The 13,951-nt window shown below is 43.5% G+C and carries 16 protein-coding genes; 3 read left to right on the plus strand and 13 right to left on the minus strand.

Translation table 11 applies throughout. The features are described 5' to 3' along the window. The 6 genes from AC04MM_RS04010 to AC04MM_RS04035 all read right to left on the minus strand — a co-directional run. The coding region (locus AC04MM_RS04010) for an MFS transporter (protein ID WP_475379037.1) at positions 1–1,214 on the minus strand (1,214 nt) is incomplete at its 3' end. A 61-nt stretch (positions 1,215–1,275) separates the two neighbouring features. Beyond that, a complete protein-coding gene (locus AC04MM_RS04015) occupies positions 1,276–3,384 on the minus strand; it encodes a PAS domain S-box protein (RefSeq protein ID WP_475379038.1) in 2,109 nt (702 codons plus the stop codon). 13 nt (positions 3,385–3,397) lie between these two features. Further along, entirely contained in the window at positions 3,398–4,438 is a 1,041-nt protein-coding gene (locus AC04MM_RS04020) for a sugar ABC transporter substrate-binding protein (protein WP_475379039.1), read from the minus strand. After that, complete coding sequence (locus tag AC04MM_RS04025; protein ID WP_475379040.1) at positions 4,435–4,821, minus strand: response regulator; 387 nt, start codon at positions 4,819–4,821, stop codon at positions 4,435–4,437. Before AC04MM_RS04025 ends, AC04MM_RS04020 begins: the two co-directional genes overlap by 4 nt. 240 nt (positions 4,822–5,061) lie before the next feature. After that, positions 5,062–5,511, minus strand: a complete 450-nt coding sequence (locus AC04MM_RS04030) for a hypothetical protein (RefSeq protein ID WP_475379041.1) — start codon at positions 5,509–5,511, stop codon at positions 5,062–5,064. A gap of 41 nt (positions 5,512–5,552) precedes the next feature. Continuing rightward, positions 5,553–6,440, minus strand: coding sequence for a LysR family transcriptional regulator (locus AC04MM_RS04035; RefSeq protein ID WP_475379042.1), 888 nt, complete (start codon positions 6,438–6,440; stop codon positions 5,553–5,555). A gap of 95 nt (positions 6,441–6,535) precedes the next feature. Here AC04MM_RS04035 and AC04MM_RS04040 point away from each other — a divergent pair, with 95 nt between their 5' ends. Then, positions 6,536–7,234: a pirin family protein gene (locus AC04MM_RS04040; RefSeq protein WP_475379043.1), complete on the plus strand. Its 699-nt coding sequence runs from the start codon at positions 6,536–6,538 to the stop codon at positions 7,232–7,234. A gap of 13 nt (positions 7,235–7,247) precedes the next feature. Here AC04MM_RS04040 and AC04MM_RS04045 read toward each other — a convergent pair whose 3' ends face one another. Then, positions 7,248–7,739 carry a hypothetical protein gene (locus AC04MM_RS04045; protein ID WP_475379044.1) on the minus strand — a complete coding sequence of 164 codons (492 nt, stop codon included), beginning with the start codon at positions 7,737–7,739 and terminating at the stop codon, positions 7,248–7,250. Between the two features lie 101 nt (positions 7,740–7,840). Next, on the minus strand, positions 7,841–8,683 hold the full coding sequence (locus AC04MM_RS04050) for an MBL fold metallo-hydrolase (protein ID WP_475379045.1): 843 nt from the start codon (positions 8,681–8,683) through the stop codon (positions 7,841–7,843). A gap of 74 nt (positions 8,684–8,757) precedes the next feature. Here AC04MM_RS04050 and AC04MM_RS04055 point away from each other — a divergent pair, with 74 nt between their 5' ends. After that, on the plus strand, positions 8,758–9,282 hold the full coding sequence (locus AC04MM_RS04055) for a P-loop NTPase family protein (RefSeq protein WP_475379046.1): 525 nt from the start codon (positions 8,758–8,760) through the stop codon (positions 9,280–9,282). A gap of 4 nt (positions 9,283–9,286) precedes the next feature. Here AC04MM_RS04055 and AC04MM_RS04060 read toward each other — a convergent pair whose 3' ends face one another. Further along, on the minus strand, positions 9,287–9,640 hold the full coding sequence (locus AC04MM_RS04060; RefSeq protein ID WP_475379047.1) for a winged helix-turn-helix domain-containing protein: 354 nt from the start codon (positions 9,638–9,640) through the stop codon (positions 9,287–9,289). Positions 9,641–9,882: 242 nt separating this feature from the next. Here AC04MM_RS04060 and AC04MM_RS04065 point away from each other — a divergent pair, with 242 nt between their 5' ends. Beyond that, positions 9,883–11,187, plus strand: coding sequence for a hypothetical protein (locus tag AC04MM_RS04065; protein WP_475379048.1), 1,305 nt, complete (start codon positions 9,883–9,885; stop codon positions 11,185–11,187). A gap of 5 nt (positions 11,188–11,192) precedes the next feature. On the opposite strand, the gene AC04MM_RS04070 is transcribed toward AC04MM_RS04065, so the two are convergent. The 4 genes from AC04MM_RS04070 to AC04MM_RS04085 all read right to left on the minus strand — a co-directional run. Beyond that, positions 11,193–11,624: a hypothetical protein gene (locus AC04MM_RS04070; RefSeq protein WP_475379049.1), complete on the minus strand. Its 432-nt coding sequence runs from the start codon at positions 11,622–11,624 to the stop codon at positions 11,193–11,195. 57 nt (positions 11,625–11,681) lie between these two features. Then, the gene (locus AC04MM_RS04075; protein ID WP_475379050.1) at positions 11,682–12,827 is read right to left on the minus strand and encodes a S8 family peptidase; all 1,146 of its coding nucleotides are present in this window, start codon (positions 12,825–12,827) and stop codon (positions 11,682–11,684) included. Then, entirely contained in the window at positions 12,815–13,627 is an 813-nt protein-coding gene (locus AC04MM_RS04080; protein ID WP_475379051.1) for a hypothetical protein, read from the minus strand. The genes AC04MM_RS04075 and AC04MM_RS04080 overlap by 13 nt, the downstream gene beginning before the upstream one ends. Positions 13,628–13,710: 83 nt before the next feature. After that, on the minus strand, positions 13,711–13,951 hold a 241-nt coding region (locus AC04MM_RS04085; RefSeq protein WP_475379052.1), incomplete at its 5' end, for a hypothetical protein.

Genomic DNA, 13,951 nt, shown 5'->3' on the forward strand with positions numbered 1-13,951 from the left:
ACTATGCTTACTTTTTTGACTCGTTGCCTTATACGGTCTAGTGTGGAGATCCCAACTAGCCAAATAGCCGCTCTTAATCCAAAAATATCGGCAGTCACACCAGCTATAATTGCTCCAGCAGCATAACCAGAGTCCCGCCATAGACGATAAATACCTACGGACGATGCTCTCCATGCTGGATGGGCCACATCGCCAATTGCTGCCAAAAGCGTTGGGTAAACCATGGCAGTACCAAGACCTAATAAAAAATTTCCAACGACAAACGCAATCAGGTCAGAAGTTAAGGCAATCAAACCAATTCCCAAAGCCTGAATCCACATACCATAGGCAATAGGCCACTTTCTTCCAACTCTATCAGAAAGGTATCCAGTTATTATTTGAAGTAGCCCCCATGTTGCCGGATAAACTGCCGCTAAAATACCAATAGTTTTCAGATTGAAGTTCAAAGAAGCGTAAAGCATAGGAAAAAGCCCCCAGGCCATACCGTCATTTAAATTATTAACAAACCCTGCTTGTGTCACTGATGAAAGCTCTCGATCCTTAAACGATGTTTTAGTGAAAATTGCCCATTGGTTTAGCTTGTTATCTTTGCCTAAATGATTAGATATTTCATGGAGTACATGATGTTTTGTTTCATTAACAAGAAAAATAGAAAGCAAAGTGCCTATGAGCACATAACCAATTCCAAGATAAAAAGGCTCTGGTCTGTGCCCATAAATACTTGCGATGTATCCCGTGAAAAGGGCCGAGATTGCGACCGCAAAATACCCTGCGAACTCATTCAGCCCCATGGCAAATCCGCGTTGCTTGTTTCCAACAAGATCAATCTTCATAATTACGGTTGTTGACCAAGTTAAACCTTGGCTGATTCCCAAAAAGATATTAGCAAGAATTATCCAATTCCAAGTCGGAGCCTTTATCAAAATAAAAGGAATTGGGATAGCGAGCAACCATCCTATAATTAGAATTATTTTTCTGCCATAACGATCAGAAAATCTACCAGCAAAATAATTAGTAATAGCTTTTGATAGACCAAATACGACGATAAACGACAAAATGGCAGTCTTTGCAACCATGTGAAAATCTTTTTCTGCGATTTCTGGAAGAAGGGTGCGCTCAAGTCCTATCATAGCACCAACAAAGGCGTTCACTATTACTAACAAAGAGAATTGAAAAATGTTTTCTTTTAAGCCGAGTCTAATTTCTTTACTCATATTTGCCTCACGCTGATTTTTCAATTGATCTGCCTTGACCCAAAATGACGGCCAGCTAGTATCAATTCCGCTCGATATCGTTTAACGGGAGTATAACACTAAAAGTAGAACCGAATCCGGCGGCACTTTCAACGGTGATGGTTCCGCCGTGGGCTGCGACCAGTTCTTTGACGATATAAAGTCCTAACCCTAAGCCACCAAAACTTTTTAAAGACACCGCTCTTTCAAAGCGTTCGAAAATCCTATCCTGATCAGTCTTAGAAATACCGATCCCCTGATCCTGCACTTTAATTATAGCTTTTCCGTTTTCGCTCGATGTTGAAACCGTGATAGGTTTGCCCGCACCAAATTTGATCGCATTAGAAATCAGATTTAACACCACTTGCTCTAAACGAAGTCTATCCCAGTGGCCAAAGACTTCCACATCACCGACAATATTGAGCGTGCAGCCTTTTTCTTTAAGTTCAATCTGAAAATGCTTTGCCATCTCCTGAATCAGTTCGTTGAGGTTGATCTTTTCTTTTTTTAACGAAATCTTTCCGGCTCCGATGCGCGAAACATCCAGCAAGCTATCGATTAACTTTGAGAAGCGGTCTAAATGCTGCGTCGAAATACGCAGCAACTCACGCTGTCTGTCTTTACTTAATGAAGCAAAACGTTCCTGCTCGATCAGGCGGTTTAACAGTTGCGTTTGCAGCACCAGCGTGGTTAACGGCGTTTTTAGTTCGTGCGAAGCGATTGATAAGAACTCATCTCGGGCCTGCACCGCTTTTTGCGCCTCTAAACGTGCAATCTGCTCCTGCACCAAAAGCTGGTCGCGCGCCTGTTCGGCTTTTTTACGTTCGGTAATGTTTTCGATAATAGAAATTGTTTTAACAAAGTTTCCATCTTCGCTACGTAACACCGATGCCGTCACATGCCCCCACACCACCTGAGCATCTTTTCTGATGTAGCGCTTTTCAAAACTGACAAAAGGCTTTTTGCCGCTGATTAAGGCCTTCATGACTTGAGTTGAAATTTCTAGATCATCGGGATGGGTAATATTATAAAACTGACGGTTTTTTAATTCATCCTCCGTGTAGCCGACAAACTCTTCAAATGCACGGTTACTTCTTAAGAACTGACCGCTATCAGAGACATTAATAATACCCACCGGAGATGTTTCGTAAATAGAGCGGTAATCGGCTTCACTTTTTAACAGAGCCTTTTGAAACCGCTCACGTTCGGTCACGTCAGTGGCAATGCCGCATTCGCCGTAGAATTTGCCTTGCGTATCAAACAGTGGAAACTTAAGCGTTAAAAAAGATCTAACCCCATTATTTACTGTTGGCACATCAGTCAGAACTTTTTCTAAATCTGCACCCTTAAATAAACGCTCGGCCTGTTCCGGATCAACCAGCGCATCAGCGTTTTCAATAAAAGTTTTTTGAAACTCATCACTGACCGCAATAGCCTTACCACGTTTGTTTTTAACCAGCACTGACAGTGGCGCGTACTGCAAAATACCTTTAAACATCGTCGCAAGCCGGATGATCGGATAGGAAATAATGTTGGTCACCAGAAAAATAACAAAAACACCGATCGCGGTCACAACGACACCGAGTAAAATCATTACCATCCGGCTTCTTGCAATTTCTTTGTAAGTTTCAAAGGTCGAAATCCCAACTACAATAACGCCGATCTGCCCCTGGTCAAAACTTCCGTAATACGGTAACACGATTTCTTTAATCGTCTGATTACCGCAACAGGTGACAAAGCTGATTTTTTTACCGACTTTGTTTAGTTCTGAAATCTGCGACGAATAGCTCTTTAACGAATCGGAATGCAAATTTTCAACAAATTCACCAAATTCAGGATTGTAGCTCTTTGAAATAAACTCGCCCTGCGCATCAAGAATTACAATGTACTTAAGCGACTCTTCTTTTTCGATCAGCTGATCAGAAAAGATCTGTGCATGGTATTTACCAGAAAAACTGATGCGTGAAATCGCAATTGACAGGACGTTGGTGATATTCTGCGACAGCCTGTTTTCGGAAGATTCGATGATGTTACTGAAAAGATAAGACGTGACCGCAATTAAAATACCAATCAGCACGGCAAAAACAGCAAAAAATGTTCCGCCGATCTTGAGGTTGATATTCTTTAGATTATCACTGTCTAGTTTCTTCAATCTGTTTTACCCCTTAATACGTTTCGATAAACTGATTATCCCAGAAGCTTCCTTTCTTCCATGGTTTTTCAAACTTATCCGGAATTCTACCCATCCAGCCGGGATATAAGCCAACTGTCGACTTAACGATCGGGAAAGTCGGTACCAGAATTTTTTTCGGGTACTTCTCCCCTTTAAGAATCTTCCAGGCCACTGACATACTCTGGCGGCCAAGCTCGGCGCAGAACTGAGCCGAGTCGATAACCGTATTTCTTCCCGCTTTGATGTTTTTAACCGACAGCGGATCACCGTCGACCGTGGCAATCTTTATTTCATTACGTTTCGCTTTAGCTATGGCTTCAACGACGCTTAAGCCTCCGCCATCGTTCACCGTAAAAATCACATCGACCGAATTCTTTTCAGGAAACTTTGCCAAAATTTCAGCACCGACTTTTTTACCGGCCACTGGCTCCACAGCCTCAAATGAGGCGATGACCTTAAACTTTTGTTTTTCTTTTTTCAGGGCATCCATTAAACCATCGATGCGCTCTACTGTTGAAGATACCTTCGGATATTCAACCAGAATCAGCTTCATTTCATAATCATCAGGAAATAACGATGACAGATACTCACCATCTAAGTAGCCCGCTTGATAGTTATTTGAAGTGATGTACGAGGCGATTTCACCTTTGACGATATACTGGTCATAAGCCACGACCGGAATCTTTTTAGCATTGGCTTTTAACAAAGGCGCAACCAGTGCGGCATTATCGGTAGGCTGAACAATGATCAAATCGACATTGTCTTTGTCGATCATCTGATTCATCTGTTTAATCTGATTAGTAATGCCGGCCTCGCCGTCACCGGCGACATAGGCAATAAGTTTTAATGTATCAGAGGTTTTTTTTAGTTTCTGCTGAATCTGCGCTGCAACTTCTTCAACGCCTTTTCGCATGGCCACTTGCCCTTCGATCTGCATCGACCAGTACAAAACCCCGACACGAAATTCTTTTGCGTAGGCTTTAGGCGCGACAACAAGAGCGATTACCAGAGTTAACAACTTCAGAGTTTTCATGTTTTGTAATTCGCCTGTACTTTTTGCACCAGCACGTCAAAGTTCATCGGTTTCGGAACGACCTCTTTAACGATATCGATGTTTTTAACTCGATCACTGTAAGCCGTCATAAGAATGATCGGAATTTTTGAGTAATCATGTTTTTTAACTTCTTCGATAAAATCCCAGCCATTCATAACCGGCATCATCAGGTCTAACAGGATAAGTCCGTAGTGAGCAGATGGTTTTGCCAGAATCTCTAGAGCCTCTTTACCGTTGGCGGCCGTCGTGACTGAATAGTCTTCAAGCGCAAAAGCCATCTGTAAGGTCTCTCGAATGCCTTCATCATCATCTACGACCAGAATATTTTTTTCAGGTTGTTCGCTTTGATTATGCGCTTCCAAAGACTGCTCTCCCAGAGTGTTAAAACCAATTTCTCATTGAATCACTGTTACAGTACTTTAACAATGAATAAATATTTCACTCGGAAAGTGTTATAGACTGCGTATAAATAACAACTCACCTAGCTTAACCCCAAGTTGCCCCGAAAGTGCAAGGAATTGCCTATTTCTTCAGTACGCAGCGCGCGTATTAAATTCAGAATTTAACAGAATATTTGCAACGGATTGAGCGAGCTCATCTTGTTATTTACTGCCCTGAAACAGACGTCCCTCAATATCGTATAGAAGACTATCATCGGCTTGAATCCACTGCTCTTTGTAATCCATATGACGGCCCTCAACACGCATATCAATATAGACCATGGTATTTTCGTTATACTGCTCTTTCCATTTATAAGTGCTGACCGCGCCATTAACAGCCCACTGGCCGGTAACCTGACCATCTAGAACTAAATCACCGTTATTTTCTTTTGTAAATTCCCGCTTATCTGTCGTCATGTACACGACATCGCAGTCAATCAAACCACCCAGCAAAGTGAACACTTTCTGATTTTCAGAAAATTTCATTTGTGCAAAACACTTTGGGCCTTGTCCTTGATAGCGCCAGTAAGCCCAGCCCGTCCACGTTCCGTTAAGTGCGGCCAATGCAAACTGCGGTAACATTAAAAAACAAAATAACATCATCGTTTTCATAAAAAATCCCTTTTCATTTAAGCTGAACACTAATTAAAAAACTAAGCAAGCTTTGAGCGAATAATTTCGGTTGCTACCGTCATAAAGGCCACCAGATTTTTCGGGACAAACTGCTGCTGGGGATAGACAAAGCTCACCGTGCGCATATTGGATCTATATTCAGGAAGAACGCGCACCAGAGTTTTATCTCCGGCTTCCGCCGCACAAAAGAAGGTCGGCAGTAAGGCGATTCCGCCATCGTTTATCGCCAGTGATTTTGCCAGGCTTAAGTCATTCACCGTCAGTGATGAATTAAGACTTACAACTTGCGAACTGCCAGCGCCGCTGAGTGGCCAGCCATTAACACCGAATGGCGAAAAGATGATACAGCGATGATCTTTTAAATCTTTGGGGTATTTGGGTGTGCCGTGGGCCTTTAAATATTTTGGACTGGCAAATGGCGCAAAAAACACTGACCCAATTTTTTTCGCAATCAGAGTCGAGTCTTTTAACTGTCCGGCACGGATAGCAAGATCAATACCTTCAGAAATTAAATCCACGGTGCGATCCGATAAAATTATATCCAGCCTAACCTTGGGATATTGCTTCTGAAACTGATTGATGACCTCAGGTAAAAGAATTGCCCCTAGTTCGACCGGCGCGGTCATCCGCAGAACCCCCTGTGGTTCGAGCTGTTTTTGCGTAATCAGCTCTTCAGCCAAGGTGATTTTATTTAAGCCGGAAACACATTGCTCAAAGTACTCTTTGCCGGCATCTGTAATGTGCAGTTTCCGGGTGGTCCGGCGGATCAACGTGACACCTAGACGCTTTTCTAAGGCCGCGACCTTGGCGCTGACGGTCGATTTTGGCATATCGAGCAATTTAGCAGCACCGGCAAAACTTCCGCTGTTAACAACTTTAATAAATATGGCAATTTCATTTAGATTCATACTGGTATTGTGCATTACAATAGACAATAAATCCATATTAAACAGTCTATTCAGTTAATTAAAAATACCGTAAAGTCTTAGGTATTGGAGGCGTTATGCTACAAATCAGAAAATCTACAGACCGCGGCGATGCTAATCACGGTTGGTTAAAATCAAAACACAGTTTTTCATTTGCCGACTATTACGACCAGGACCATATGGGTTTTCGCGCCTTACGGGTTATCAACGAAGACCGCATTGAAGGCGGAACTGGATTTGGCGCCCACCCGCACCGTGATATGGAAATCATTTCCTATGTTATCAAAGGGGCTTTAGAACACAAAGACTCCATGGGAACAAAGGCTATTATTAAACCCGGCGAAGTGCAACGGATGAGCGCTGGCACCGGCATCGTGCATTCAGAGTACAACGCCATGCCTGATAGCGAAACCCACTTTTTTCAGATCTGGATTCAGCCAAAATCACGCGGCGGTAATCCCGGGTACGGACAAAAATCTTTTGAGCAGGAGTTAAATTCGAACAAACTTGTCTTGGTTATATCGGAAGACGGACGCCATGGTTCAATCAGCATCAAACAAGACGCAGATGTGTACATTTCGCGTTTAGCAGCCGGTGACCGGCTTGATTTTAGTTTGCGTCCTAGCCGCGGCGCTTGGGTGCAGGTAATCAGCGGTCATATTTCGCTTAACGGCCAAAAGCTTACAGCCGGAGATGCCTTAGCCATCACCGACGAAGCGGCATTAAACATTACAGCTGAAGAAAAAAGCGAATTGATCTTGTTTGACTTGGCCTAAAAAAACTTAACTTTTAATCGCCAAACATGGCTAGCATAAAGCCGACCGTGTCGTTGTTATAATACAGAATATTATTCACATCGGCAGTATTAATCTGATTGTCAATGATCTGCGGTGGTAAGCTGTATAAATTAGTCTTCGCACGGTCTTTTACGATGGCTGACATTTTTTTATATTTTGTCTCTAACTCTGCCGATAAGGTTTTATTCTTCGATAATTCTTTAATGCAGGCTGCTTTAAGAATCATACCTTGCACATCTAATGGATCAGCTTTTCCGCTGTGGGATTCAAAATTAATATAATTAGCAAAGTTAAGTGTTAACTCGCGGGCTGCGGCTTTAAAGCCTTCGGCAAAACTGTCTTTACCTTCTGATTCAACCATTTCTTTAACAACAACCTTAGCTGTGGCCCCGCTACAAGCGATAGTTTCGGTGAACTCCTGCTGAGCCAGAGTCGGGATTGATAATACTAATAAAGACGCCAATAAGATGATTTGTGTTTTCATACCAGATTAACAATGCACTGGCCATACCAGTTCTCAAAGTGTCTCAGCGGTAATATAGCAATACCCGGGCTGTCTAAACATTAAAAAAGGCGCAAAATTGTTTAACGCCCCGGAAAGACAACGATACGCTCCAGGTGTCTGGCAGGCACTTTCTCGCGCAGAAAGTGCCGCATTTCACCTTCTGAATAACGCGATGAAGAGTGAATCAATACGATACGCTCACTTTCAATTTCATCTAAATGCGGGATAATCTCATCTAAATGGGTGTGACCCCACTGGCGGGCCCGCTCGACTGACCGCTGCGAATCAAGATAAGTGGCTTCCATAATAAGAATCTTTGATTTTTTTACCCATTCACGTTGCCGTAAAAACTCGATCTGCGTATCGCCGGTAAAAGTAACAACCGGCGTATGGCGCATCTCATTTACCTCAACCCCCTGGCGGCGAAGATTTACGATCTCGTCTTTGCTAAGATTTGCGAACTCGCTTTTTAATTTTTTTCTTAGCTCAAACAGGGTGTAACCAAATGATTCTATCCGGTGAATCGTCGGAAAAACTTTAATATAGTGATGATTGTTAATAGGAATCTCGTCATCAGCCTTAACCGGAACAAACTTAAACGCATAGGTAAAACCCTCAATTAGACTCCACTGCCGCATAATTTCTGTCATCGGGGCAACTAAAGATTCTGGCATATAAAACTCTGCTGGCTTTTGTGAGGTCATCATTTTCTGCGAAATAATGTACGGAATGCCCGCCGCGTGATCGAGGTGCCCGTGTGAGACAAAATATTTATTCAGATTGAGCAAATACGGAAACCCCTGAGCCACATCAAAACTTAATGAAAATTCAGGCATGGCGATCGCCGTACGGATACCGGCCAATGATACGCCAAAAAATTTATAATCACCGTGCTGCCACGGTTCACCGACAGAGAACCTCATAGAGCTAATGTTTAATTAACTTCAGGCACTATTCAATTTGTTAAAGTCTGCGTTAGCTGATACATTTTAAGCGGATGAAGAGTGTTGAGCGTATCGTTATTATCGGAAACTCCTGCGGGGGCAAATCCAGGCTTGCCCGAAGCCTAGCCGCACGCTTTAGGCTTCCGCTAGTTCATGTCGACCAGGTGCAATTTATGCCGGGCCTAAAATTTCGTCCCTATCAGGAGTCAATTCTGATTCTGCAGAAAGAACAGGATCAACCGCGCTGGATTATCGACGGCTTTGGTCCGCTGGATATCTTACAACAACGGCTTAATCTGGCTGACTGGATTATCATGATCGATTTGCCGCTCTGGCAGCACTATTACTGGGCTATAAAACGAGTGTTTAAAAATATCTTCACCGGACAACGCGAAGAACTGCCTGCCAACAGCAGCGAGCGTAACATCAAACATGTTATTAAACTTTTTAAAACGATTTACCAGATCCACACGAAGATGCGGCCGGAAATGCTGCGCATTTTATCACGTGAACCTTTAAAAACAAAAACCCTGCTGCTTCAAAACACAGACGAACTTAACAAGCTCATAAAGCCTTAGGCTTTTACGCTCGTAGCGCCTTAGGCTTTTTACGTTCGGTCAGTTTATACCCCACACCTGAAAGCGCTTTAACTGTGTGCGAACCTTTATCACGCAGTTTTTTTCGGACCTGGCAAATATGCACATCGACATTTCGACCCATAGAACTCGGATCTCCGCCCCAGGCCAAATCAAACAGCTCTTCACGGGTAAAGACTTTTTCTGGCTGGCTGGCCAGACAGTTTAACAGACAAAATTCCGTCTGTGTAAATTTCAAGGTGTGCTCGCCATTGTGTTCATCTTTGATGATCACACTACGGCTATTTCTGTTGATCGCCATATTTCCTACGACTAAAACTTCTTTCGTATCTGTTGTCATATAAACAATGATGCCCCAAAGATGTAAATTTCGTGTTAGCCCGATATGTAGTTTTCTACTTAAGTTTCTTATACCAAATAGCCCGTGCTCTACTGCTCCAATGTTCCATTCTGCCTCATTCCCCACGACATCGGCACTTTAGGGCAAATTAACCCAGATCAGGCGATGGAATAAATAGTGCAATTCTACTCAAACTGGAAAAAGTGTCTGATTTTTACGATTTATTGTGTGGAGTGTGAACTATGATTAAACCGATTCTAAATTTAACCGTGTCATCACTAATGGCCATGTCGACCATGTCGCAAGCACAACTATCACCGCTTTCAGAACCCTATCGCGATGATGACTTCAAAATTTTTTTAGACAGTCAATCCTATGTCGCAAATATTTTTAGTTTACAAAACACTAGGCTTACGCAGGGACACTCACAATTTGAAATCTGGGCCGGCTCTTACTGGCCGATTCACCAGGGCTTGCTGGGTTTACGTTACGCCGATCCGGATTTTCCGAAATCAAAGGATTTTTTGGTAAATTACAATGACCACTTGCTGCGTCCGCCGGAGCTTTTAGTGCTGTCGGGCATGATCAACCGCCTTTCACCTGCCGAAAAATATGACTTACTGGTTGGCGATAGTAACTGGACTTTAACGAAAGCAATGTGGGCCCGCGGCCAGAAAACACTGCAACAATACGGCAGTGTGCCGACTTGGACCGGTATCTGTCACGGATGGTCAGCAGCAGCGCATATGGGCGTCAAAGCACCGCGCCAATCGGTGGTTGTAACTGACGTCACCGGGTTTTACACCATCGAATTTTACAAACAAGATATTAAGGCGTTAATGTCGTATCTGTGGGCCGAATCGAGCACTGCTTCCATTCAGGCCGGTAACCGCTGCCGCCAGGATGTCGTGATCAAAGATCAGTATCAGCGTCCGGTAGATGCTTCATGTTTAGATTCAAATCCAATGAGCTGGCATCTGGGGGTAACTAACCGCATCGGCCTTTATCAAAAAAGTTTTGTCATGGATTCAACTACCGGTTCAGAAGTCTGGAATTTCGCAGTCAAAGGCTACGACTACAGTTACTTTAATCCGCGCACGTTCATCACTACTCACAGCATCAAGGCAGCGATTGAGCCGATTGAAAACATGACCGCAGACAAATACAAAATTTACCGCAGCCCGCGCGCCAAATACATTGTCGGCGTCGTGATGGATGCTTTTATTCCTTCACTGGTTACACCGGCAGTCAACGAAGGGCGCAATGATCGCACCAAGTCGTATAATTTTGTTTACGATTTAGAATTAGACGAAAACTACAATATCATAGGCGGCGAATGGCATTCTCATGCCCGTCCGGATTTTATCTGGTCATACGGAGCCACAGCAAGAGCGATGACCACCGAAGACACGACCCTATCTGAGTCGTGGGATTTGGATAATCGCTTACCTGACAGCTATGCAACCCGCGCCAAAGAAGCTTCACAAAATGGTAAAGTCTTAGGACGTATCGCTGAGGCGTTGTTAAATGAAAGTGTAGGGCAATAACCTCTCTAAAATTCGGTTAAGTCATGTGCGGTATAAACGGTAAACCTGGGCTGTGCAGTTTCTGCCGCTGAAAACGAGGTCAGTAACGCTTTGACTTTACTGATCCGCACCGTAGCATCCTGGTCTAATTTTTTCAGAATGTCTTCGGTGCTCTGCCGGGTTAATCCCGTTTCGCGGACATCGGTGCCGATAAAGACCATCTCCTGCTTTTGGCAAATAGCATAGTAGTACATACTTTTTTTATGCTGGAAGTATTCACACCCATTTTCGCTAAAACGATGATAATCATTTTGCGAAAACTCCACCTCAAGGCGTATAGGCTTTGTGCTGGATTCAGCTTTATGGTTGTTAACCTGATAGCCGACAAAATGCATGGGCGTACGACAACAGTTGATAAAAAATAATACTGATCCGGCCACAAGCACTGGTACTAACATCGGTTAATAATAAATAGATATTTATTGATAAACACCCCATAAAAAGGGGGGATGATATTAATTATTGCGAAAACGCGAGCGCCCGAGGCGCAGTGATTCTTGAATATTTAGCATTGGCTCAATAGTGGGTTCCTGCTGCGCCCCTTCATTGATTAGACTTACAATTTCGGCAGCGGTCGCATTGGGAAACGCACTCCATAATAACGCTGCTGCGGCAGAAACAATGGCTGTTGAAGCACTGGTTCCGGAAATACGGATACTGCGTGAGCCACTGTCACTCTGGGCAAAACTTGGCACATGTTCACCCGGCGCATAGACGCTGACCGTATGCCCATAGCCGCTGAAACTCGAACGGTGGCCGCGGTCATCCACCGAGCCGACATGGACATGGTTGGGTAAACTCAATGCGGCCGGCAACACCCCGTGACTGATTACATCAACCGGAACATTGCCCGATGAATTAATAAAAATCACATTCTCACTTGTCCAACCGACAAAGGCATTACGTAACAACTCAGAACAACTCACCGTCCACGAGTTATTGATGATCTTGGCTTTTTGCTGAATTGCAAATGCCAATGCTTGCTGGGCATGAAATTCAGTGCCGCCATCGGCAGTCATAAAATCGACCGGCAGAATTTTTACATCCGGCGCCAAACTTAAACTTGAATTATTTAAATAAGGGCCTGTGATAATACCGGCCATGGCCGTCCCATGGCCAGTTTCATCAATTAAGTCAGCATCGTTGGTAACAAAATTCCAGCCGGGCACCATGCGACGGCGCAAACTCGGATGTTTTTGATCTATTCCCGTATCCAATACAGCTACGGTCAACCCCTGGCCGAAGTATCCCCTATACCACGCCGAACGCACATGAATCATGTCATAGACAGCATCGGCTGTTTCTGGACTGGCGTACGACGGAGCCACCGGTTCAACTTCTTCCGTTCTTACAAATTTTGAGAAGAGCAAATAATTGGGTTCGACAAATTCGATATCGTCACGGTTTAGATGAATAAACTGATCTGGGCTTTCAGATACCAATAACGTTGGACTTTTTTTCTTCCAATGAACAATGAACTGGTTTTTAACCATATTACTCTGACAAAACGGCGACTCGGCTTCGATAATTTTTTTATCTTTCGCACAGGCAACCACTAACAGCGCAGATAAAGCTAAAAAAGCAGTCCTTATTGAGCGCACAGCTTTAACTCTTCTTTAAGCGGCGTGCGCATAACGGCACGGATCGCTTCAACGGTTACATTGTCTGGCGATTCAAAAGCAGACACCTGACCTAAAGCTTCGGTTAACACTGATTCTTTGACGTGATTTAGATATTCACTGTCAATTTGATAACTCTGCGGTAGCTCACTGACACGGCTGGCCCAGTGCAAATCTTTTCTGATTTCAAAAGATAAAGATTCTTTACTGACACAGATTGGATCAACGGTGCTATACTTTTCGGTAATCATCAGACTATGCGGCGGCGTAAACTTATAACTCACCTGGTGTGGTTGTTGACGCTCAAACAGTGCTTTTTTATGGGCAGCAATCATAGTATCGCGAAATTTTTCTTTAAGTTTGATTGTAATTTCATCTTGCGATGAAGACACCACTTCAAAAGTCAGCACCTCTTCAGAAGCTGATAACATCTGAACAGTTTTACAGTCTTTCTGACGAAGCTGGGTAAAAAGGCCCAACTCATTCACGGTCGAAATTCTATAGTTGAAGGCAGCGTACGAGAAGTAATTCAGACGGGATGGCGGCATTTCACTGATTGGCTTAAGACTTGTCGTCATAATGGCTGCCGGTACAGAAAATTGTGGATTTTGCAAAACCCGGGAAAGTTTTTCTAGATTCAGACAACCTCCCGACGACACATCCGCCAGAGCTACTTCCGAAGCTATTATTGACTCTTCGACAACTTGTTCATCTTTTTTTGACTTACAGGATAATAATATAAAAGGCAGAAACACTAGTAACACTTTTTTTGCGACATTCATGACATCCCCCTCATTTAAAAAGTGGGTAGCGTATTACCGCTACCCACCCTTAATTTGACGTTTGAATTTAGACAGCTTCAAGGTTACGGAGTTGTCGGTGTTTGTTGACCGTTATCGTAATCTTTGTCTTGGTCTTTATCTTGGTCTTTATCTTGGTCTTTGTCGTAATCTTGATCCTTGTCTTGATCTTTATCGTAGTCTTGATCTTTATCTTGGTCTTTATCGTAGTCTTGGTCTTTATCTTGGTCTTTATCGTAGTCTTGGTCTTTGTCTTGATCTTTATCTTGGTCTTTATCTTGGCCTTGATCTTGACCTTGTCCTTGA

The sequence above is a fragment of the Bdellovibrio sp. SBM16 genome, assembly GCF_056175625.1.